The organism is Mesobacillus sp. MER 48 (assembly GCF_023714225.1).
Lineage (GTDB): Bacteria > Bacillota > Bacilli > Bacillales > Cytobacillaceae > Mesobacillus > Mesobacillus oceanisediminis_A.
Genome location: NZ_JAMAUR010000010.1, coordinates 1 through 21,965, shown reverse-complemented (window position 1 = coordinate 21,965; position 21,965 = coordinate 1). Strand labels below are relative to the sequence as shown.

General features: G+C 45.0%; 23 protein-coding genes and 9 tRNA genes. 30 read left to right on the top strand and 2 right to left on the bottom strand.

Annotated features, from left to right (window positions below; translation table 11 throughout):
- Positions 1 to 2 precede the first annotated feature (2 nt).
- The 6 genes from M3593_RS21455 to M3593_RS21430 all read left to right on the top strand — a co-directional run bounded on the left by M3593_RS21455 (position 3) and on the right by M3593_RS21430 (position 7,568).
- Complete coding sequence (locus M3593_RS21455; protein WP_251544797.1) at positions 3 to 1,382, top strand: UDP-N-acetylmuramoyl-tripeptide--D-alanyl-D-alanine ligase; 1,380 nt, start codon at positions 3 to 5, stop codon at positions 1,380 to 1,382.
- Between the two features lie 133 nt (positions 1,383 to 1,515).
- The gene (locus M3593_RS21450) at positions 1,516 to 2,226 is read left to right on the top strand and encodes an alpha/beta hydrolase (RefSeq protein ID WP_144481180.1); all 711 of its coding nucleotides are present in this window, start codon (positions 1,516 to 1,518) and stop codon (positions 2,224 to 2,226) included.
- A gap of 329 nt (positions 2,227 to 2,555) precedes the next feature.
- Positions 2,556 to 4,034, top strand: a complete 1,479-nt coding sequence (gene cshA / locus M3593_RS21445) for a degradosome RNA helicase CshA (RefSeq protein WP_285848157.1) — start codon at positions 2,556 to 2,558, stop codon at positions 4,032 to 4,034.
- Positions 4,035 to 4,494: 460 nt separating this feature from the next.
- On the top strand, positions 4,495 to 5,460 hold the full coding sequence (uvsE, locus tag M3593_RS21440; protein WP_251544796.1) for a UV DNA damage repair endonuclease UvsE: 966 nt from the start codon (positions 4,495 to 4,497) through the stop codon (positions 5,458 to 5,460).
- A 184-nt stretch (positions 5,461 to 5,644) separates the two neighbouring features.
- The gene (locus M3593_RS21435) at positions 5,645 to 6,127 is read left to right on the top strand and encodes a PH domain-containing protein (RefSeq protein ID WP_251544795.1); all 483 of its coding nucleotides are present in this window, start codon (positions 5,645 to 5,647) and stop codon (positions 6,125 to 6,127) included.
- Positions 6,120 to 7,568, top strand: a complete 1,449-nt coding sequence (locus tag M3593_RS21430) for a PH domain-containing protein (protein WP_251544794.1) — start codon at positions 6,120 to 6,122, stop codon at positions 7,566 to 7,568. The genes M3593_RS21435 and M3593_RS21430 overlap by 8 nt, the downstream gene beginning before the upstream one ends.
- A 154-nt stretch (positions 7,569 to 7,722) precedes the next feature.
- Here M3593_RS21430 and M3593_RS21425 read toward each other — a convergent pair whose 3' ends face one another.
- On the bottom strand, positions 7,723 to 8,307 hold the full coding sequence (locus tag M3593_RS21425; RefSeq protein WP_144481172.1) for a rhomboid family intramembrane serine protease: 585 nt from the start codon (positions 8,305 to 8,307) through the stop codon (positions 7,723 to 7,725).
- A 147-nt stretch (positions 8,308 to 8,454) separates the two neighbouring features.
- Here M3593_RS21425 and acpS point away from each other — a divergent pair, with 147 nt between their 5' ends.
- From acpS to M3593_RS21355, 14 genes are all read left to right on the top strand, one after another.
- A complete protein-coding gene (gene acpS / locus M3593_RS21420) occupies positions 8,455 to 8,808 on the top strand; it encodes a holo-ACP synthase (RefSeq protein ID WP_251544793.1) in 354 nt (117 codons plus the stop codon).
- A gap of 191 nt (positions 8,809 to 8,999) precedes the next feature.
- Entirely contained in the window at positions 9,000 to 10,013 is a 1,014-nt protein-coding gene (locus M3593_RS21415; RefSeq protein ID WP_144481168.1) for a LolA family protein, read from the top strand.
- A gap of 307 nt (positions 10,014 to 10,320) precedes the next feature.
- Entirely contained in the window at positions 10,321 to 11,478 is a 1,158-nt protein-coding gene (gene alr, locus M3593_RS21410) for an alanine racemase (protein WP_251544792.1), read from the top strand.
- 193 nt (positions 11,479 to 11,671) lie between these two features.
- Positions 11,672 to 11,953: a CopG family ribbon-helix-helix protein gene (locus M3593_RS21405; RefSeq protein ID WP_031308192.1), complete on the top strand. Its 282-nt coding sequence runs from the start codon at positions 11,672 to 11,674 to the stop codon at positions 11,951 to 11,953.
- A 4-nt stretch (positions 11,954 to 11,957) separates the two neighbouring features.
- Entirely contained in the window at positions 11,958 to 12,308 is a 351-nt protein-coding gene (ndoA, locus tag M3593_RS21400; protein ID WP_041967053.1) for a type II toxin-antitoxin system endoribonuclease NdoA, read from the top strand.
- Between the two features lie 478 nt (positions 12,309 to 12,786).
- Positions 12,787 to 13,620: an RsbT co-antagonist protein RsbRA gene (locus M3593_RS21395; protein WP_144481164.1), complete on the top strand. Its 834-nt coding sequence runs from the start codon at positions 12,787 to 12,789 to the stop codon at positions 13,618 to 13,620.
- Positions 13,617 to 13,973 (top strand): STAS domain-containing protein, encoded by a 357-nt coding sequence (locus M3593_RS21390; RefSeq protein ID WP_041967776.1) that lies wholly within the window; start codon positions 13,617 to 13,619, stop codon positions 13,971 to 13,973. The genes M3593_RS21395 and M3593_RS21390 overlap by 4 nt, the downstream gene beginning before the upstream one ends.
- A 4-nt stretch (positions 13,974 to 13,977) precedes the next feature.
- Positions 13,978 to 14,379, top strand: a complete 402-nt coding sequence (locus M3593_RS21385) for an anti-sigma regulatory factor (RefSeq protein ID WP_144481162.1) — start codon at positions 13,978 to 13,980, stop codon at positions 14,377 to 14,379.
- Between the two features lie 11 nt (positions 14,380 to 14,390).
- Positions 14,391 to 15,401 carry a PP2C family protein-serine/threonine phosphatase gene (locus M3593_RS21380; protein WP_144481160.1) on the top strand — a complete coding sequence of 337 codons (1,011 nt, stop codon included), beginning with the start codon at positions 14,391 to 14,393 and terminating at the stop codon, positions 15,399 to 15,401.
- Positions 15,402 to 15,459: 58 nt separating this feature from the next.
- Complete coding sequence (locus M3593_RS21375; RefSeq protein ID WP_251544791.1) at positions 15,460 to 15,792, top strand: anti-sigma factor antagonist; 333 nt, start codon at positions 15,460 to 15,462, stop codon at positions 15,790 to 15,792.
- On the top strand, positions 15,789 to 16,262 hold the full coding sequence (gene rsbW / locus M3593_RS21370) for an anti-sigma B factor RsbW (protein ID WP_079504369.1): 474 nt from the start codon (positions 15,789 to 15,791) through the stop codon (positions 16,260 to 16,262). The genes M3593_RS21375 and rsbW overlap by 4 nt, the downstream gene beginning before the upstream one ends.
- Positions 16,240 to 17,034: an RNA polymerase sigma factor SigB gene (gene sigB / locus M3593_RS21365; protein WP_144481156.1), complete on the top strand. Its 795-nt coding sequence runs from the start codon at positions 16,240 to 16,242 to the stop codon at positions 17,032 to 17,034. Before rsbW ends, sigB begins: the two co-directional genes overlap by 23 nt.
- Positions 17,031 to 17,627 (top strand): PP2C family serine/threonine-protein phosphatase, encoded by a 597-nt coding sequence (locus M3593_RS21360; protein WP_251544790.1) that lies wholly within the window; start codon positions 17,031 to 17,033, stop codon positions 17,625 to 17,627. Before sigB ends, M3593_RS21360 begins: the two co-directional genes overlap by 4 nt.
- A 122-nt stretch (positions 17,628 to 17,749) precedes the next feature.
- Entirely contained in the window at positions 17,750 to 19,945 is a 2,196-nt protein-coding gene (locus M3593_RS21355; RefSeq protein WP_483308940.1) for a Tex family protein, read from the top strand.
- 36 nt (positions 19,946 to 19,981) lie between these two features.
- Here the strand turns inward: M3593_RS21355 and cmpA are convergent, their stop codons facing one another.
- Positions 19,982 to 20,092, bottom strand: a complete 111-nt coding sequence (gene cmpA, locus M3593_RS21350; protein ID WP_139378277.1) for a cortex morphogenetic protein CmpA — start codon at positions 20,090 to 20,092, stop codon at positions 19,982 to 19,984.
- A gap of 93 nt (positions 20,093 to 20,185) precedes the next feature.
- Between cmpA and M3593_RS21345 the strand changes: the two genes are divergently transcribed.
- From M3593_RS21345 to M3593_RS21300, 10 genes are all read left to right on the top strand, one after another.
- A complete protein-coding gene (locus M3593_RS21345) occupies positions 20,186 to 20,662 on the top strand; it encodes a SprT family protein (RefSeq protein ID WP_251544788.1) in 477 nt (158 codons plus the stop codon).
- Positions 20,663 to 20,792: 130 nt separating this feature from the next.
- Positions 20,793 to 20,867, top strand: a tRNA-Asn gene (locus M3593_RS21340).
- Positions 20,868 to 20,885: 18 nt separating this feature from the next.
- Positions 20,886 to 20,976 (top strand) — tRNA-Ser (locus tag M3593_RS21335).
- A 15-nt stretch (positions 20,977 to 20,991) separates the two neighbouring features.
- Positions 20,992 to 21,066: transfer RNA gene (locus tag M3593_RS21330), tRNA-Glu, on the top strand.
- A 29-nt stretch (positions 21,067 to 21,095) separates the two neighbouring features.
- Positions 21,096 to 21,171: transfer RNA gene (locus M3593_RS21325), tRNA-Asp, on the top strand.
- 7 nt (positions 21,172 to 21,178) lie between these two features.
- A tRNA-Gln gene (locus M3593_RS21320) sits at positions 21,179 to 21,253 on the top strand.
- A 157-nt stretch (positions 21,254 to 21,410) separates the two neighbouring features.
- A tRNA-Lys gene (locus tag M3593_RS21315) sits at positions 21,411 to 21,486 on the top strand.
- Positions 21,487 to 21,549: 63 nt separating this feature from the next.
- A tRNA-Leu gene (locus tag M3593_RS21310) sits at positions 21,550 to 21,634 on the top strand.
- A gap of 58 nt (positions 21,635 to 21,692) precedes the next feature.
- Positions 21,693 to 21,778, top strand: a tRNA-Leu gene (locus M3593_RS21305).
- 63 nt (positions 21,779 to 21,841) lie between these two features.
- A tRNA-Arg gene (locus tag M3593_RS21300) sits at positions 21,842 to 21,918 on the top strand.
- Positions 21,919 to 21,965: the final 47 nt, after the last annotated feature.

The window sequence follows — 21,965 nt, the reverse complement described above, 5'->3', positions numbered from 1 at the left end:
GTATGATCCAAAAAACCTTAGCACAAATCGCGAAAATGGCAGGCGGGCTGAATGATGTAAGCAAATTTGCTGATATCGAGGTCAAGGGTGTTTCGATTGACACTCGCAAAATTGAAGCAGGGAATCTATTTGTTCCTTTTAAAGGTGTGCGGACAGACGGACATAAATTTGTAGTGGATGTCATCCAGAATGGCGGAGCATCTGCGGCCCTCTGGCAAAAAGATGTGCCGAATCCTCCGGAGGACCTTCCAGTCATCATCGTCGAAGACACGACGACTGCTCTTCAGGAACTTGCAAGAAACTACCGGGATTCACTTGATATCAAGGTTGTCGGGATTACAGGCAGCAACGGCAAAACGACAACAAAGGATATGACAGCAAATCTGCTTGCCCAAAAATACAAGGTTCAAAAAACAGAAGGGAACTTCAACAATCATCTTGGACTTCCGCTGACGCTTTTGCGTCTTCGGGAAGATACAGAGGTTGCCGTGCTTGAAATGGGGATGAGCAGCAAGGGTGAGATTGATTTTTTAACTAAATTGGGTCGTCCGGATGCAGTGATCATCACAAATATCGGAGAATCCCACCTGCTTGATCTTGGTTCAAGAGAAGCCATTGCTGATGCGAAACTGGAAATCATCACTGGCCTTCAGGAAAATGGTCTGATCATTTTTCACGGAGATGAACCGCTACTGCAGGAAAGACTGCAGGACTATAAGGGAAATGGCGTACTTAAAACATTCGGGGCAAGCCGGGAGAATGATTTGTATCCGGTTGATATCGAGCCTATGGAGAATGGCAACAAGTTCACAACGAACATTGTCAGTGACACGTTCTATTTGCCGGTCCTCGGAAACCATAATATCCTGAACGCCTTGGCAGCCATGCTTGCCGCAGAGTTCCTGGGCGTTCCTTTTGAAAAAATGAACGACGGCTTTGCCAGCTTGAAGCTGACAAACATGAGGATGGAGCTTTCAGAGGGAGCTCACGGCGAAAAAATCATCAATGACGCCTATAACGCGAGTCCGACATCCATGAATGCGGCGATTGACCTTGTTGCCAATTTGTCTGGCTACAACCGCAAAATCCTTGTACTCGGTGACATGCTCGAGTTAGGGCCGCTGGAGGAAGAATACCATTATAAAGTGGGGACTTCCCTTGATGCCGATAAGGTGGACTACGTGTTCACATACGGCAAGCTGAGCGAATCGATCGCCAGAGGTGCAAAAGAAGTCCTTGGTGAAAACAGGGTCTTTGCTTTCGATGATAAACAGCAATTGAGTGAAGAACTGAAAAATTATGTAACCGATGAAACAATCGTTTTGGTAAAAGCATCACGCGGTATGGCGCTTGAGGAAGTCGTCCAGGCGCTTCAAAAATAACCAGCAAAAAAGATGTCCTTTAACCGGGACATCTTTTTGGTGTTGATTTGTAATGCTTTATCGAGGAAATTCTGGGTTAAATCATTTAAAATGGGGAAAGATTAAATACGAGAAAAACTAATGGGTGATGGTTATGATAGGTTGTCTGCTGATCCATGGATTTACCGGAGCTCCTTATGAAGTTGAGCCTTTAGCCCAGTCATTAAAAGCGCGGACTGACTGGAAAATAGTTGTTCCCACCCTTCCTGGACATGGCGATGAGCTAAGTTTGAAGGGAATAAAGCATAACGAGTGGATTGACCATGCTGAAAGGGAACTGAAAGCTCTATTGAATGAGTGTGATACCGTATATGTAGTCGGGTTTTCGATGGGCGGTCTGATTGCCAGCTATCTGGCCTCAGCCTATCCGGTCGATAAACTGGTCCTGCTTAGTGCCGCTGCCTATTATGTGAATCCAAAGCAGCTTGCATTCGACATCAGGGAAATGATGAGAGATACTGTAAAAGGAAAATTGAAGGAAAATGAGTTGTTCAGGCGTTACACGAGAAAAATCAAAGAAACACCCATGACCGCAACCTTGCAGTTTCGCAGGCTTGTAAACCAAATCAAGCCTATTCTCAACGATGTCAAGGTGCCTACCTTGATCGCCCAGGGCGAGAGCGATGGCATCGTCCCTCCCAAGAGCGCCCGTTATCTTTATGAAAACATCGGCGCAAAGGAAAAACGGCTGATTTTTTATAAGAACTCCAAACATCTGATTTGCCACTGCGACGAAAAAGAACACCTTTTTGATGAAGTATATGATTTTTTGACCTCCAAACCGAGAGAGGGAATCAGCAGCTGAAGCTTCGTCTCGAAAATTGCTTTTCCTGACTAAAGATGGTATGATGAATATTGAGTGTCTAACTGAGAAAATCCTTTAAGCGGACATACTCCCGTGCTGGAGAATGTCTTTTTTTGCTAATATTTCAGGTTCTGTGCTTCAGCATACGCAAGCGACTGCTGATTCAGCCCTGCTTAAAACACAAGGTGCTAACACCTATTTTGCCGTAAAGGTACGATAAACTAACCAGAATCAGAAATGATTTGGATCCTTAAACAGCCACTTAAATAAACGAAGCATCGGAAGAACCGGTGCGGGATAAATGTGAACATAAAGGAGAATGAGCAAAGTTGACAATGTTCCAAGACATGGGGATTAGCCCCGCAACATTAAAAGCTGTAAAGAATATGGGTTTTGAGGAAGCAACTCCGATTCAGGCAGAGACGATTCCAATCAGCCTTCAAAATAAAGACGTGATCGGCCAGGCACAGACAGGTACTGGTAAGACTGCGGCTTTCGGTATTCCTCTAGTGGAAAAAATCAAGAAAGAAAACCATAACATCCAGGGAATTATCATCGCGCCAACCCGTGAATTGGCTATCCAGGTTTCCGAGGAATTATATAAAATTGGTGCTGGCAAAAGAGTCGGCGTACTTGCTATCTACGGCGGACAGGACATCAACCGCCAGATTCGCGCACTGAAAAAAGGTCCGCATATCATCGTCGGAACACCAGGACGTCTGCTTGACCATATCAACAGAAAGACAATCCGTCTGGATAATGTCGAAACAGTCATCCTTGACGAAGCAGATGAAATGCTGAACATGGGCTTCATCGAAGATATCGAAGCCATCCTTGCGCAAATCCCTAACGAACGCCAGACATTATTGTTCTCGGCAACAATGCCGGGACCGATCCGCAAGATCGCTGAGCGCTTCATGAAGGACCCTGAAGTTGTTAAAGTTAAAGCAAAGGAAATGACTGTTCCTTTGATCGAGCAATACTATGTTGAGGTTCAGGAAAAGAACAAGTTCGACGTCCTTACTCGTCTTCTTGACATCCAGTCACCGGAACTGGCAATCATCTTCGGACGCACAAAGCGCCGTGTTGATGAGCTTTCTGAAGCATTGAACCTTCGCGGCTACACAGCTGAAGGCATCCACGGAGACCTGACACAGGCTAAGCGTATGTCCGTATTAAGAAAGTTCAAGGAAGGTTCAATCGACGTCCTTGTTGCAACAGATGTTGCAGCGCGTGGACTTGATATCTCTGGCGTAACGCATGTATACAACTTCGATATCCCTCAGGACCCTGAAAGCTATGTACACCGTATCGGACGTACTGGCCGTGCAGGTAAAGAGGGTATGGCGATCACGTTTGTCACACATAGAGAGACTTCATACCTTCATGTAGTGGAAAAAACAACTAAACGCCGTATGGAAAAAATGACTGCTCCAACCCTGGACCAGGCGCTTGAAGGCCAGCAAAGAGCTGTTATTGAAAAGATTACACAAACAATCGAGTCAAACAACCTTCAATACTACCGCCAGGCTGCAGATGAGCTATTAAAAGACCATGATGCTCAAACAGTCGTTGCATCCGTATTGAAAATGCTCACTAAAGAGCCTGATACAACTCCTGTTAAGCTTACTGAGGAAAAGCCTCTTCCAAACAGAAGAGACAAAAAGCCTCAAGGAGGCGACCGCAGACGTTACGATAACAGAGGCGATGGCCGCAAGAAGCCTTACAAGCCACGTTCTGGAACAAAACGCACAGGCGGTGGCGGCAGCAGAGAAGGCGGCAGCTACAAATCAAGATCATCACGCTAAAATAAACACGAAATCCCCGGTTGGTTTACCCAGCCGGGGATTTTTTTATGCGATTTTTGAAAAGTGAGTGTTTTTTTTAGTGAAGTGTTCACTTTATTGTATGAATCCTGCTGTTTTTAAGAGGATTTTAGAAAAGTAATAATCACTTTTTAGGATTTACCGACCCCATATTGGGTTGCACCCCATGAAATCTCCGCAACAGATCGGGATATTTTAATTATTCGACCACCTTTCAGAATATATCAATCACATTTCCGATTATATCGACCACATTTTGAAATATATCGACCACATTTGCCATTTTATCGACCACATTTCCAAATATATCGACCAACAGTCCGCCAAACTAGCTTAACTCTTCGTCCTGAATCTGGATATCGGCCGCATATGAACCGCAAAATTAGAACTTGCCGCTCATGTTAGTTGGGCATACTACTGAAAAAAGAGTGGGGTGAATCTGATGACGATTGTGAGGCTGGGATATGTGGCGATGAGCGAGGAGTTGAAGAATGCTTCGCCGTCACAGACGATGACTTTCAAGCAATTCCAGGGAATCAAGGACCGTGAAGCGGCGATCAATAAGCTTGAAAGAATCGCGGTTTCCAATCTTGAAAACTGCCTCCGCCTTTTAAGGCACAGCAAGGCGAATGAGATTCACTTTTTCCGGCTTAGCTCCCGGCTGATTCCGCTTGCCAATCATGAGGAGCTTTCCGATTGGAAGTATATGCGGGCGTTAAAACAGCCACTCAAGGAAATTGCTGATTTTTTACATGAGAATCCAATGAGGGTTGATTTTCATCCGGATCATTTTGTCCTTCTGAATACATTGAAGACCGATACGCTCAACAACTCGGTCAAGACGCTGGCGATGCACCATGCGTTATTGAAGGGGATGGGGATCAACCCTGTGCATCGCTGTGTCCTCCATGTAGGCGGCGTGTATGAGAACAGGGAGAAAGCCCTTGAACAATTCATCCATAACTGGGGGCTGGTCTCTACCCGGCTGCAAAGCATGATCATGCTTGAAAATGATGATACTTCGTTCACTCTGCATGACACGCTATATCTTTGCGAAAAATTGGGGATCCCGCTCGTGTTCGATTACCATCACCATCTCGCCCATCATGAGGATATAAACTGGGAAGCGCAATGGGAGCGTGTCGTCGGGACATGGGAACAATCCATGCTCCCTGTGAAGATGCATATATCAAGCCCTCGTTCGGAAAAAGAGTTCCGCGCACACGCCGAATATGTCGATGTAAAGATGTTCATGGACTTCCTGAACGGAATAAAAGGCTCCGTTCCTGAAATCCACTGTATGATCGAAGCGAAAAAGAAAGATCTGGCCCTGTTTAAGCTGGCAGAGGATTTAAAACAAATCCCGGAAATCGAAGTCATAGACGGCAGCAGCTTCCTCCTGAAATAGTCGATAAATTCCATGAGAACCAGGCTCCTGTCGAATGGGCTCTTCATTTGCCATTCACTCGTCGGATGGCCCCTTAGTGAATCTCATTCCCAGCACATTCCTTGCTAATTTAGTGCCCCAGGAGTGGGGAGTTGTTGTATACTTAGGAAGGTGCTATTAATTGGTAATAATGGGAGGATAACTTATGACGATTTCTGAGCCGCAAAAGCGGATTTCCGAGCGGGCTTTGACTGTCTGGAAAATTGCCGCTGGTCTTCACTCCCTGTTGGTTTGGATATTAGCTGGCGGTCTGATCGCCATTACGATGATTTTTGATTTTCCGAATTGGATAATTGGAGCTGCTATTTCCGTGGCAGTTGTATATAGCTATTTGTTCATTTTTTTATTGCCGAAGCTGCGCTGGAAACGCTGGCGTTACGAAGTCAGGGAACAGGAGATCGAGCTTCAATATGGAGTTTTTATTGTGAAAAGGACGCTGATCCCGATGATTCGGGTCCAGCATGTTGATACGCTGCAGGGGCCATTGTTAAGGAAATATGGTTTATCGACGGTGACGGTGTCAACCGCTGCGACGGTCCATGAAATACCAGCGCTTGATATGGAGGAAGCGGAGAGCTTGAGAACGTCCATTTCCAGGCTGGCAAGGGTGGCGGATGAAGATGTCTGAGCCGAAAAGACTGCATCCAGTGGCCGCGATCGTCAATGCACTCCGACAGCTGAAAGAAATGATCATTCCATTCCTGATCTTCGTCGTCTTCGGCAGCAGGGGCACGGATTGGGACTTGTTTTATTTCATTGGGTCAATCGCGGTAGTCGTACTGGTGTTAGTATATGGGGTTCTGTCATGGTATAGATTTACATATCGAATCGAGCAGGGTGAACTAAGGATTGAATATGGACTGATTGTCAGAAAAAAACGGTACATTCCATTCGACCGGATTCAAAGCCTTGATTTGTCGGAAGGAATTTTACAGCGGCTTTTCGGGCTTGTGAAGGTAAAAGTAGAGACAGCGGGCTCCGGCGGGATGGGCCTGCAGGATGGCGAAGCGGTACTCACGGCCATCACGAAGCAGGATGCCCAGGAAATCCATGATTACCTGGTCTCCATCAAGAAGCATGGGCAAATCCAGCAAGGAGAAGAGGACCTGTCTTCAAGTGAAGAGGTACTTTATAAAATATCAGTTCCTGAGTTGTTGATGCTGGCAACGACTTCAGGCGGAGTAGGGGTTGTCATCTCCGCGGTGCTGGCGTTCGTGTTCCAGTTTGAAGAATTCATTCCTTATGAACAGATTTTTGATGGAGTGGAAAACTTTGTCCAAAACGGCGTTATTTTTATCAGTGTTGTCGTTTTCATCGGGTTTCTGCTGGCTTGGCTCATCGCACTTCTTGGGACGATGCTGAAATACGCTAATTTTACCGTGAGGAAAGTCGACAATGATCTTGTCATAACCCGGGGGTTATTGGAGAAGAGGCAGTTTACGATCCCGTTGAATCGTATCCAGGCAGTCCGGATCAGCGAGAACCTAATCAGGCAGCCGCTTGGATATGCGTCGGCATTCGTTGAAAGTGCGGGCGGATCGGCGCTTGACCAGGAAAGCTCAAAGGTCCTCATACTGCCGATTGTGAAAAAAAGAAAAATCCCCGGCCTGCTTGAACCGTATTTGACGGATTACCATTTCCGCGTCAATCTATCGCCCGCACCTCCGCGGGCATACCGGAGATATTTGTTGAAAGGCTGGCTGTTCGTCCTGCCGGTCATCGCACTGGCCATCTGGTTTTTTAGGCCGTGGGGATACGGAGCGCTTATTCTGCTCGCTCTCTCGGCCATCTGGTCATACCTCAATTACAAGGATGCAGGCTGGAGTCTTGACGAAGGGATGCTGACATTCCGTTATCGGAACATGGCCAAAAACACTGTATATATGAGGAAAAATAAAATCCAATCCTTCAGTGTCAAACAAAGCTCTTTTCAGAAGAAAAAGAAGCTTGCCACTGTAGAAGCGATTGTCATGTCCGGACATGGCGGTGCCGGAGGCAAAGTCATCGATCTCGAAAAGCGGCACGCTGATAAAATTTATAACTGGTATTCGCATGAAATGCCAGATTGACAGGTCGAATGTTGTTTCGCATGAAATTCCAGATTGACAGGTCGGATGTTGTTTCACTCGAAATGCCAGAGTGAGGACAAAACCCTGGTATTTGCATGAAACATAAAGCACACATATTGAAAGATACGAAAAAAGCGCCTGCTGGGCGCTTTTTTTACCTTCTGTAGGCCGCCGCGCCAATCAGGAAGCCCGACAGCATTCCGAAAATATGGGCGGTAATGTTGATGTTCGACTGGACGAAGGTCATGATGACGGCGATGATGGCAATGGTCATGATTGTCTGCGAGTTCTCGCGCGACATCATCGCTTTCCGGAACATAATGATAGAAATATAGAAACCGAACAGGCCAAAAATTGCGCCGCTTGAGCCGACATGTGTATAAGTCAGCGGTTCAAGCAACAGGGTGGCGAGGTTCGCGGCAATCCCTGTAACAAGATATACCAGGATGAACTTTGTTCTGCCGAGCAGCTGCTCCAGCGCCGGTCCGAACAAGACAAGCGAAAAGCTGTTGAACAGCATGTGCGCAAAGCCGGCATGCATGAAGATGGGGGTGACGATCCGCCAGTATTCTCCGTTGACAACATACAGGTTCACTCCTGCCAAACGTTCAAACAGGTATTTGCTCGGAAAAATTGGCAATGCTGTCAGCAAGTATAATAAGATATGAATGAATATGATGAAGGTAATGACCGGGTAAAAGCGGATGTAGTCACGCAAGTTTTCAGTCCTTGTAAACATGGAAACCTCCTGGTTACTGATATCGTGAGGCTTAATCAAATCGCTCTGGTTTAATGATAATCCTATTTTAAAGGATAGCCCTAATTGGCAAAAGTTGTACACTATTTTGTATGCTGAATGAAGCTTTTTTAGAAGGGAGCTGTAAAAATGATCATCGGAACAGGAATCGATATTGTGGAAATCGGGCGGATCCGCAAACTGGTGGAGTCGCAGCCGCGTTTTCCTGATAGAGTGTTAACCGAGAAAGAAAGAGAAGTTTATCGTCAATATAAGGAACGGAGGGCAATTGAGTTCCTTGCAGGACGATGGGCAGCTAAGGAAGCTTTTTCAAAAGCAAAAGGGACTGGCATCGGCAGGGAATTGTCTTTCATGGATATTGAAATCGAAAACGACCCGCATGGACGCCCGGTTATCACAAAGCCTTATATGGAAGGAATTCACCTGTCGATCTCTCACAGCGAGCATTACGCCATTGCGCAGGTAGTCATCGAAAAAATTTAAAATGCTTGTCAATCCCGGGGGCATATTCGCCCAGGTTGTCTCATATATTCATAATGCAGTAAGGGAGACAAGGCTAGGGCGGCGAGAATATGGCTGCACGAAGACTACTCAAGCAATTTTGCAGCCAGTGTCTTATTCCTGTCCTTTCTTTCCCTTTACACGTTTAAATGAGACTAAAAGGGGTTGGAAGAATGAAGAAAAGGTTATTGCTGCTTCTCGCCGGGCTCATGGTTATTTTTGCTCTGGCTGCCTGCGGTACAAAATCACAGGAATCTGTGGTTAAGGACTTGGACGGAACGCTCAATGATTTAAAGAGTTACAAAGCTAAGGCAAAGATGACATTGCAGATGGGTACCGAGCCGCAAGTGTATGATGTGGAGATTTGGCACAAAGATCCGTCATTTTACCGTGTGAATTTGAAGAATGCCCAGAAGGACCAAAGTCAGATGATCCTCAGGAATGATGAGGGAGTCTTTGTTCTGACACCTGCGCTGAACAAGAGCTTCCGTTTCCAGAGCGACTGGCCGAAGAACAGCAGCCAGGCTTATCTGTACGAATCTTTAATCACAGATATCCTCGAGGATAAGCAAGCGAAATTCTCGGCTACCAAGGAACATTACGTGTTCGAGACGAAAACAAGATACCAGAACAACAAGATGCTTCCAATCCAGGAAATCAAGCTGAAAAAGAAGAGTCTTGCGCCAGTAAGCGTGAAGGTGATGGATCCGGACCGCAATGCGCTGGTGACGGTAGAATTCTCTGATGTGAAATTCGACGCAAGCTTTGATAAAGATGCGTTTGACATGAAAAAGAACATGACAGGTGCTCAGCTTGAGGTACCGGTTATGGCTGATGTGGAAGACAAGGAATTTACAGTGAAATATCCAGTCGCCGAAATCCCGGGCGTGACGCTGATCGATGAAAAGGAAATCAAGACAGAGGATGGCAAGCGAGTTGTCTTGACATACGACGGCGACAAGTCATTCACGCTCATCCAGGAGAAAGCGAATGCCATGCCTGCGATGTCCTCGGCCATCAATATGACTGGAAAGCCTGTCGACCTTGGATTCACGGTTGGTGCTATGAACGAAACATCGATTTCATGGACACATCTCGGAGTCGATTATATGCTGGCATCCACAGACTTATCACCTGAAGAGATGGAAATGGTCGCCAAATCGGTATTGGCCGATATGGAAAAATAAGAATCGTCAAGCAGGCTCAGAGTAACCTGGGCCTGTTTTTTTATGGGCTTGGGAATAAAATCTGTTTTTAAGGAATATAATCTGACGTTTAAGGAATAAAAACCATTTTCTAAGGAATATAATTGTGTTTTTAAGGAATATATTTAGTTTTTCAGGAATAAATCGATATCCTCTTCTAAAACCAGTTCACTCCCGAGAAGTAGTTCCTCCTTGAAAAATCCGTATATATCCATTTGACATTGAGTTCTTTCAGTTTGATAATTAAACAATATAAATTAAGCTCGGATTGAAGGAAGTGGAGTTTTCGGTGGAAGAGCAAGGATTTTTTTACCGTGATACTTGGGCAGAAGTGGACCTGGATCGGATCAAAAACAACGTAAAGGAAATCTCAGGTCATTTGTCTGAGGATGTTGAACTTATTGCAGTTGTGAAGGCCAATGCATATGGACACGGGGATTTGCAAGTGGCTGAGGCGGCATTGGAAGCAGGAGCGTCAATGCTTGCGGTAGCATTCATGGACGAGGCACTCGCATTGCGGAAAAAGGGGATCACTGCACCGATCCTTGTCCTTGGTGCCAGCAGGCCGGGAGACGTGAATATCGCAGCCGAGGAAGGAATCATCCTTACTGTTTTTCAGAAAGAATGGCTGGAAAAAGCGAAGGAAGTATTGAAAAAGGATGCCGCCCTTTTGCTTCATATAAAAATAGATACAGGAATGGGCCGGATTGGAATCCGTACGGTGGAAGAGCTGAAGGCTGTGGAAAGGCTTATAACAGAAGACCCGCGCCTGCAGCTTCATGGCATTTACACACATTATGCAACAGCGGACGAATTGGATGATACGTATTTCAACAGGCAGCTGGCATCGTTCAAGGGAATGCTGTCAGCCCTGGACCAGCTGCCGCCAATCGTCCATAGCAGCAACAGTGCAGCCGCCCTTATGCACCCCGATGCCCGCTTTAATGCCGTAAGAATAGGAATCGTGATGTACGGACTGGCGCCATCAATGGAAATCGCTCCTGAATTGCCGGTGGAGCTCCAGGAGGCGTTCACTCTCCACTCGAGGATTGTGCATGTAAAGAAACTGGAAAAAGGTGAAAAAGTCAGCTACGGTGCTACGTATGAAGCACCTGAGGAAATTTGGGTAGGGACGCTGCCGATTGGGTATGCTGATGGATGGATAAGAAGGCTCCAGGGGCAGGAAGTGCTGGTCGATGGCCAAAGGTCGCCGATCATTGGCCGTATATGCATGGATCAATGCATGGTAAGACTTCCGAATGAGGTTCCCGTTGGAACGGTCGCTACCCTGATCGGGAGCCAGGAACAAGAATCGATTTCCATCAATGAGATTGCAAGCAAGCTGGAAACCATTAATTATGAAGTCCCGTGCATCATTTCCTCCAGGGTGCCAAGATTGTACAGGCAAAATGGCAAAGTCGTCGATTTGAACAATTCATTGCTATAAAACACATCCAATAATTAACAAAGCTGTGTAATCCCGCTAATACCATGCATAAAATACTAATTTTTTGGCGGATAATACAGAAGAATTGCTGATTTACCTTTGCATCTGGCATAAATAGTGATAATATTAGAAATGGTAGAGAGATAACGAACTTAATAATGGTATGTAGTGATGATGGTGGAGGTGTATGTTTGTGTCTGAATCCAGCGCAACAACTGAGATTTTGGTAAAGTTACCGCAGCATCTGTTGAGTGAACTAGATGGATTTGTTAAGCAAGAAAACGTAAACCGCAGCGAATTTATTTATCAGGCAACAAAAATGTTTTTGCGTGAGAAGAAAAAGAGACAAATTCGTGAATCCATGAGACGTGGCTATATGGAAATGGCCAAGATTAATCTAACCATTGCATCAGAAGCATTTCAAGCAGAATACGAGGCAGAACACACAGTTGAACGTCTAGTCAGCGGAGGATGATCCTTTGATTGTCAAACGTGGTGACGTCTATTTTGCAGACCTATCCCCAGTTGTTGGTTCGGAACAAGGCGGAGTGCGCCCTGTCCTGGTCATCCAAAACGACATCGGGAATCGGTTCAGTCCCACAGTCATTATCGCAGCGATCACGGCACAGATCCAAAAAGCCAAGCTTCCAACTCATGTAGAAATTGATGCGAAGCGGTACGGTTTTGAAAGAGATTCGGTCATATTATTGGAACAAATACGCACAATTGACAAACAGCGCCTAACCGATAAAATTACCCATCTCGATGACGAAATGATGGAAAAAGTGGATGAAGCCCTTCAGGTAAGTTTAGGTCTTATTGAATTCTGATCAACAGCACGCTCTTGAATAAAAAGAGCGTTTTTTTGTAACCGGAACACCTGGCCTGCCAGCAGGCCTTTTACATAACCCCCAAAAAATAAAAACGGATGTTTTCTGTGTGGGAGGCAAGCAAAGCGCTTGTCTCTTTTTTAATTGGCGGGGGTTGTTTTAGAGGTGCGGCAAGAAAAGCAGGAAAGCTGTCCGAAGCAAGCCGAAGAGTCACCAATCTCCCAATCGCCACACAGGCATAAACACAAAATTTACCCACGCTAAAATTTAATTCAGCAAAAATAGGAATAATAACTATGCGATATTCCATGAATGGTGTCGACAAGTTGATTTTATTTGACGAAAGAAAACTGTTATCATTAAATGGAGATATATAATCAGGATTTTGTGAAAATTTAATTACAGTTTTAAAAATGGTTTACATTTGGGCGGATTGGGGTAATGTAAAATTTTGTTGTGATAGAATGGGGAGGATGGAATGAATAAAATAATATCAAATTATATTCAGGGTCATAAACAAGACATCCTGGATCAATGGATAGATAGGACGAAAGAAGAAGCGGATGATCGGGTGGTCCGTTTAGTATCAGATCGTGTATTCCAATCAACGAGCAAGGAATTTATCGATTTGATCATATCTAATTTTAAAGGTACGAGTGAGGAATATAAGGAAAGGCTGACGGATTTTGCTGAAAAGGTGGTCAGGCTTGGCTGGCCATTGACGTTTGTCACCAAAGGCCTTCATACCTTTAATTTGATTGTTTTTGAAGGGATGCAGAGGGAAGAAGTCGTAACGCCTGAGAATCAGATGGAAATCATCTTTGAGTTTGACCGCTGGGCAACTCCAATGAACAATGAGATTGTCAGTGTATACTCGTCTACATGGGAAAGAACGGTTTCCCTTCAGAAAATTGCCCTTCAGGAACTTTCGGCTCCGCTTATTCCTGTATTTGAAGGAATTACGGTGATGCCGCTTGTTGGTACCATCGATACAGAGCGTGCAAAACAAATCATGGAAAACCTGCTAAAAGGTGCGGTTAAACACCGTTCTGAGGTAGTTCTTATAGATATTACAGGTGTTCCTGTCGTAGATACGATGGTTGCCCACCATATTATCCAGGCAGCGGATGCTGTCAGGCTTATTGGTGCCAAGTGCATGCTGGTCGGAATCCGTCCGGAAATAGCCCAGACCATCGTCAACCTGGGCATTGACCTGAACCAATTTACAACGAAGAATAACTTGAAAAAAGGAATAGAAGCAGCTCTTGAGCTGACAAATAAAAAAATCGTTTCACTGGAGGGAGCAAAGTGAGAATACCTATCCTAAAGCTGGATGATTGTCTGTTGGTCTCCATTCAATGGGAGCTTGATGACCAAACTGCTCTTCAATTTCAAGAGGACTTGCTCCATAAAATTCATGAGACAAGTGCCAATGGTGTCGTCATTGATTTAACCTCAATCGATTTCATCGACTCTTTTATCGCCAAAGTCCTTGGAGATGTCATCAACATGTCCAAGCTTATGGGTGCGATTGTAGTCATAACAGGAATCCAGCCTGCTGTAGCGATAACGCTAATTGAATTAGGAATCGGACTTGATGATGTCCTAACTGCATTAGATTTAGAAAAAGGTTTGGAGAAATTACAACAGGAATTGGGGGAATAGCTGAATGGACATCCAATCCTGCGTAACGATTATCAATGAATGGGACATCGTGGCCGCGCGCCAGCTTGGCAGGAATGTAGCGAAAGAGCTTGGTTTCGGCACGGTTGACCAAGCAAGAATCACCACAGCCATCAGTGAATTGGCCAGGAATATTTACTTGTACGCCGGAAAAGGACAGATTTGCATCGATAAACTGTATGACGGCGGAAAAGCGGGATTGCGAATCAATGCAGTAGATAGCGGCCCAGGTATTAAAGAAATACGCCAGGTCATGGAAGATGGTTATTCAACATCAGGAGGACTTGGAGCTGGCCTTCCCGGGGTTAAGCGTCTTATGGACGAATTCGACATAGACTCTACTCCTGGACAAGGAACACAGATCAAAGCAACTAAATGGCTCCGTTAGGGGGAAACAGTATGGATTTCCGAGAAATGATGGAATCAAAGTATCGGGATATTCTTGACAATTATATAAAAGAGCAATCCGAACAAGCATTATATGCAGGACAGAAATTCAGCCGGAAGTCGATAGAGCACAAAATCGCACCGGAAGAAATCATCAGCCTGCATAAAAGCTTGCTTCTTGAAATGTATCCTGAACTACCAGAGGATATTATGCATTCCTTTGACATTCTCCTCGAAGTGATGATTGGTTATGGTATTGCTTACCGTGAGCATCAAAGCTTAAGGCACCAGCAGGAGGAATTAAGGTCCGAAATGGAAATTGCCGCTAATGTCCAGCAAACCCTGCTTGGCACGAATATCCCTACCGTTCCCGGTATCGATATCGGCGCAATCAGCGTCCCTGCAAAGCATATGAATGGTGACTATTTCCATTTTGTCCAGGATGAGAATGACAATATCAGTGTTGCGATCGCTGATGTAATCGGAAAAGGGATTCCGGCAGCGCTTTGTATGTCCATGATTAAGTATGCGATGGACAGCCTGCCAGAAAACCGGCTTGATCCGAGCAGCATCCTGGAAAACCTGAACAGAGTCGTTGAACAGAACGTTGACCCAAGCATGTTCATCACAATGTTTTATGGAATGTTCAATCCTTCCAACAACATCTTCTATTATGCTTCCGCAGGGCATGAGCCTGGCTTCTATTATGATTCCAAAAAGAAGGAATTCTCAGAGTTGGTCGCAAGAGGCTTGCTGTTAGGAGTGGACAAACGGACAAAGTATACCCAGTACGAAAAAGAAATACTTCCTGGGGATATGGTGATCCTGATGTCTGACGGAGTGACTGAGTGCAGGACGGAAGAGGGTTTCATCGAAAAGGAAACATTAATCGGATATATAAATAAATATATTCACTTAAATGCTCAGGAAATTGTCAATAATATCTTTAGGGAACTTGAAAAACTTCAGCATTTCCAATTGCGGGATGATTTTACTTTGATCATTTTGAAAAGAGATGTTTAATCAGAACCCGAAACGGGTAAATCAAAAGAGCAATTGAATTGTAAAGGGTGGGTCATTTATGAATATTTCGATAGATGTTAAAGAAACAGAATCTAAGTTAGCAGTTAAAGTAAACGGTGAAATTGATGCATATACAGCTCCACAGCTTCGTGAAAAGCTTTTCCCTTTATCTGAAAAAGAAGGTGTAAAGATGGTTGTTGACCTTTCAGAGGTCAATTATATGGATAGTACTGGGCTTGGAGTATTTGTAGGAGTATTCAAGAACGTCCGTGCACATAACGGCGAGTTCAAGATCGTCGGCTTGTCCGAACGTTTGCAGAGACTTTTCGAAATCACCGGCTTGGCCGACATTATCGATATAAACAGCCAGATAGAGGGTGGAGTGCAATGAACCAGTCATTTGACTATATTGAGATGAAAATCCCGGCTAAACCGGAATTTGTAGGTGTCATTCGTTTGACCCTTTCTGGTATTGCAAGCCGCATGGGTTTCTCCTATGACGAAATTGAAGATTTAAAAATTGCGACCAGCGAAGCATGTACCAACGCTGTGCAGCATGCATATAAAAACAATGAGAATGGCGAAGTTATCATTGGTTTCGGATTGTATGAAGACAAGCTTGAAGTGATGGTTGCAGATAATGGACAAAGCTTTGACTTCCACTCAGCGCGCCAGGGCCTCGGTCCTTATGACCAGAATAGTTCTGTGGAATTCCTTCGCGAAGGAGGCTTGGGACTGTATCTGATCGAAACCTTGATGGACGAGGTTCGGATCCATCACAAAGAGGGCGTCACGGTCTTTATGACCAAGTACCGAGAAGGAGAGCAGGTGGAGAGAGATGCAGAGACAATCTCAACCTAAGCAGAGGCCAAAAGAAGAGATTAATGAATTAATCAAAGCCTACCAGCTACATGAGGATGCAGACGCCCAGAATGAGCTGGTTCTTCATTATCAAAACCTTGTCGAAACCATCGCGAGAAAGTACTCGAAGGGAAGGTCATTCCACGAGGATATTTTCCAGGTTGGAATGATCGGTCTTTTAGGCGCAATCCGCCGTTACGATGAAACATTCGGCAAAAGCTTTGAAGCATTTGCCGTGCCGACCATCATTGGTGAAATCAAAAGATTCTTAAGAGATAAAACGTGGAGTGTTCACGTACCGCGCAGGATAAAAGAACTTGGTCCTAAAATCAAGACAACTGTAGAAGATTTGACCACCCAGCTGCACCGCTCTCCTCGAGTGGATGAAATCGCAGAAGCACTTCAGGTTTCCGAAGAAGAAGTGTTGGAAGCGATGGAGATGGGGAAAAGCTACCAGGCTTTATCCGTTGACCATTCTATTGAAGCCGATTCTGACGGCGGAACAGTCACCCTGTTGGACATCGTCGGAAATATTGATGAAGGCTATGAAAAAATCAACCAGAGAATGGTTCTCGAAAAAGTACTTCATGTACTGAGCGAGCGCGAAAAGTTAATTATCCAATATACCTATCTTGATAACCTGAGCCAGAAAGAGGCTGGTGACAAGCTCGGTATTTCACAGATGCATGTATCAAGACTTCAAAGAAGGGCAATCAAAAAGCTTCAAGAAGCGATTCATGCGGAAAACAACAACTCGGAGTATATTACATGATCCAACAGTTCAAGGACAAAATAGAACTTTATGCTTACCAGACAATCAAAGAAGGTAAATTAGAGTGCGGTGACAGTTACTATTATACAGCCACCGATGAATATTTTGTCTGTGTAGTAGCAGATGGACTCGGGTCAGGGCAATACGCGCATGAAGCATCTGCGGCGGTCGTTTCAGTAGTCGAACAGCACCATCATGAAGATGTTGATACACTCATGAAATACTGCAACAACATTCTGGTGCAAAAACGCGGGGCTGCTGTATCGATCTTCAAGGTATACTTCGAAAGCCGTCAATTCGTGTACAGCTGCGTCGGGAATATCCGCTTTTTCCTCTATGCGCCAAACGGCAAATTGACGTATCCTTTGCCGGTTACAGGTTATCTTTCAGGGAAGCCGCAAGTATTCCACACCCAACGATTTGTTTACGAGCCAGATTCAAAATTCCTGATCTACTCAGATGGGTTTGATATCCATGGCGCAAAAACACTTTTGAAGGGATACCGGTCCGTAGCAGCCGTCGCGGAACAAATCAAAAGGGAATACGCAAACTCAATGGATGATGCAACTTTTATTGTGGGAAGTCTACTATAGCCGGTGGACTTCTTTTTGTTTTATATAGATGCCTTTTATTATCCTTCCGGGCAGAAGCGAAACTGTAAACCTCACCCCGGTTTTGGTACACTATTAAGGTATCAAGAAATACCAATATGATAATGGAGGATTGTCTCTTGACTCAAACAATAGATAAGCAAGACCAATATGTAAAAATCATTGCCAAAGAGCAATCGTTAGCAGCGAAACAGGTGCAAAGTGTGATTTCATTGATCGCTGAAGGGAACACGGTCCCGTTCATCGCCCGATATCGGAAAGAAATGACTGGCGCCCTTGATGAAGTGCAAATTCGCGACATCGTTGAAAGATGGCAATACATACAGAACTTGGAACAGCGTAAAGAAGAAGTCATCAGGCTGATCGAGGAACAGGGAAAGCTGACAGACGAACTTAAAGCGAACATAGAAAAATCGATCAAGCTTCAGGAAGTAGAAGACCTTTACCGTCCGTACAAGCAAAAAAGAAGGACGAAAGCAACCGCCGCCAAAGAGAAAGGCCTTGAGCCTCTTGCTCAATGGATGCTGGAATTCCCTGTTAGCGGCAGTCTTGAAGGTAAGGCCGGGGAGTTTTTATCAGAAGAAAAAGGCGTTGAATCCGTTGAGGACGCGATTGCAGGCGCGAAGGATATCATTGCCGAAATCATTTCCGACGATGCAGAAAGCCGTAAATGGATTAGAAGCGAAACCTTTAAGACAGGCTCTATTGAATCTGCCGTAAAAAACGAAGAGCAAGATGAGAAAAATGTTTATGAGATGTACTACGAATACTCCGAACCGGTCAGTAAAGTAGTCCCTCACAGGATTCTTGCGCTCAACCGAGGTGAGAAAGAAGACCTTTTAAGGGTGTCAATCAAGCCGAAAACAGAGATGATCATGAGTTATCTGCAGCGTAAGTGGATTTCCAAAAATCATTCTGTAACAACAACTTCGGTAACAGAAGCGATTGAGGATGCCTACAAACGCTTGATCCAGCCATCAATTGAACGTGAAATCAGGAATGAGCTCACGGAAAAAGCAGAAGAGCAGGCGATCCATATCTTTTCCGAAAACCTGCGCAAACTGCTCCTTCAGCCTCCTTTAAAAGGAAAGGTCGTTCTTGGAGTAGACCCTGCGTTCCGGACAGGCTGCAAATTGGCTGCTGTCGATGAGACCGGAAAAGTTTTATCGATCGGTGTAATCTATCCGCATACATCGAGTGCTAAAAGTACCGAAGCACGGGACAAATTCATTAAAGTCCTGAAAGATTACGATGTAGAAATGGTGGCCATCGGCAACGGTACAGCTTCAAGGGAGACGGAGCAATTCGTATCAGATATTCTAAAGGAACTGGATCGAGAAATTTTCTATCTAATCGTCAATGAAGCAGGCGCAAGTGTCTACTCCGCATCTGACCTTGCCCGTGAAGAGTTCCCGAACTATCAAGTAGAGGAAAGAAGTGCCGTTTCGATCGCACGCAGATTGCAAGATCCCCTGGCAGAACTCGTGAAAATCGATCCTAAATCTGTTGGTGTCGGTCAATACCAGCATGATGTAAGCCAGAAGAAACTATCCGAATCCCTGACATTCGTTGTAGAAACGGCAGTTAACCAGGTGGGTGTTAACGTAAACACAGCCTCATCATCATTGTTGCAATATGTATCAGGACTATCAAAGACGGTTGCCAATAACATCATCAAGAAGCGAGAAGAGGAAGGGAAGTTCACGAGCCGGGCACAGCTTAAAAAAATCCCGCGCCTTGGAGCCAAGACCTATGAACAGGCAATTGGATTCCTTCGTGTCATTGACGGAAAAGAACCGCTTGACCGCACTGGCATCCACCCGGAAAGCTATGGCGAGGTAAAGCAGCTGCTTGACAGTCTCGGATTTAAAACGTCTGATCTAGGGACATCCGCACTGAAGGATGCTTTAGGGCAAATCAATATCGATCAGACAGCTGACCAGCTTGGAATCGGTAAACTGACGCTTAAGGACATCATTGACGCTCTCGTCCGTCCGGAAAGAGACCCGCGTGATGAACTTCCAGCTCCGCTTCTAAAGAAAGATGTTCTAAAGCTGGAGGATCTAAAACCAGGGATGGAGCTTCAGGGGACTGTAAGAAATGTAGTGGATTTCGGAGCTTTTGTGGATATCGGCGTTAAACAGGATGGCCTTGTCCATATCTCCAAACTAAGCAACCGCTTTGTAAAACACCCATTGGATATTGTCTCGGTAGGCGATGTAGTAACAGTATGGGTAGACAGTGTAGACCAGAAAAAAGGCCGTGTCGCTTTGACGATGCTAAAGCCCGATCAAGCATAATAAAGAAGACTGCAGTCGTATCTGCAGTCTTTTTCATTACTCCTGTTTCTTTCTATAAAAAAACCAACATTGATTTAAGAGTTTGATTTGATAACGATTTTTTTCATAGAAGGCTCGTTTCATTTGATTCTGGAACCAGACTGGCATAAACAATACCTCCTTAAGATAAATACGGTAAAAGGTAACATTAATATATGCTATAATGGGTTGTCAGGTTTCTGAAAAGGCAGGAGTTCTTAAATGACAGACCAAGAATTGCAAAATCTTGTTAGTAAAATCTCAGATGACTATTTCCGAAAGCCGTTCAGGCATAAAGCCTTTTTCAATTCCCGACTTCGAACCACCGGGGGCAGGTACATGCTGAATAGCCACAATATCGAAATTAACAAAAAGTATTTCGAACAGCTTGGAGAAGGGGAGCTTATCGGTATTATCAAGCATGAGCTTTGCCATTACCATCTTCACCTGGAAGGGAAAGGCTATAAGCATCGAGACAATGATTTTAGGAAATTGCTCAAACAAGTAGATGCACCCAGATTTTGTTCCACTCTGCCTGAGGAAAAGAAACGAAAATCAAAGAGCCAAAAGTTCCTGATTTATCAATGCAGCAAATGTAAGTTGGACTATCGCAGGAAAAGATCCATTAACACTTCAAAATATGTTTGCGGAAAATGCAGGGGAAAGCTGGTCAAGGTCAAAGAAATAGTTGTAGATTAAGGTTTCCAGGCATTCAAGCTCGGGTTCGAAAAATATTAAAAACATGGTTGACTTTTGCTGGGCTGCTCCCTATAATAGTAAGAGTCGATAAGACGTCATCATGAAATAACGCAAGAAGAAATGCTGCTATTCCGCAGTAGCTCAGTGGTAGAGCACTCGGCTGTTAACCGAGCGGTCGTAGGTTCGAATCCTACCTGCGGAGCCATTAATTTTTTCGAGGTATGGGGAAGTACTCAAGAGGCTGAAGAGGCGCCCCTGCTAAGGGTGTAGGTCGGGTAACCGGCGCGAGGGTTCAAATCCCTCCTTCTCCGCCAGAACATTTCATATATGGCCCCTTGGTCAAGCGGTTAAGACACCGCCCTTTCACGGCGGTAACACGGGTTCGAATCCCGTAGGGGTCACCATTTACAAAAAAACAAAAAATATCTTCAATGGTCCCGTGGTGTAGCGGTTAACATGCCTGCCTGTCACGCAGGAGATCGCCGGTTCGATCCCGGTCGGGACCGCCATTTTCATTGGGCTATAGCCAAGCGGTAAGGCAACGGACTTTGACTCCGTCATGCGTTGGTTCGAATCCAGCTAGCCCAGCCATTTTTTTGAGCCATTAGCTCAGTCGGCAGAGCAGATTGCTCGCTGCATTGAGTTTTCTTCCCTGGCAATCTGCGAGAAAGACCGAAGGTCTTTTGAGCATCAGATGCGATGAGGGAAAATAAATGGGTGGATACAATATTTGTTCCACTTCAAAAATGAGCCATTAGCTCAGTCGGTAGAGCATCTGACTTTTAATCAGAGGGTCGAAGGTTCGAGTCCTTCATGGCTCACCAGTTTTTTTACAACAGTTGAAAAAACTTTCTCTGGATTCTGCTTAGGCGGGATGATATTAATACGCGGGTGTGGCGGAATTGGCAGACGCACCAGACTTAGGATCTGGCGCCGCAAGGCGTGGGGGTTCGACTCCCTTCACCCGCACCATTAATTACCTGTTGATTAATGCGTTTGAATCAGTTAAGATATAAACCTGTCATGTTATGCGGTCGTGGCGGAATGGCAGACGCGCTAGGTTGAGGGCCTAGTGGGGGCAACCCCGTGGAGGTTCAAGTCCTCTCGGCCGCACCAAAAAAGATATTGACACACTTAAACGATTGTGTTAATATATATAAGTTGCTATTAAAACATTATGCGCCCGTAGCTCAATTGGATAGAGCGTCTGACTACGGATCAGAAGGTTATGGGTTCGACTCCTTTCGGGCGCGCCATTATATTTTCTCTTTATCGGGGAGTAGCTCAGCTTGGTAGAGCACTT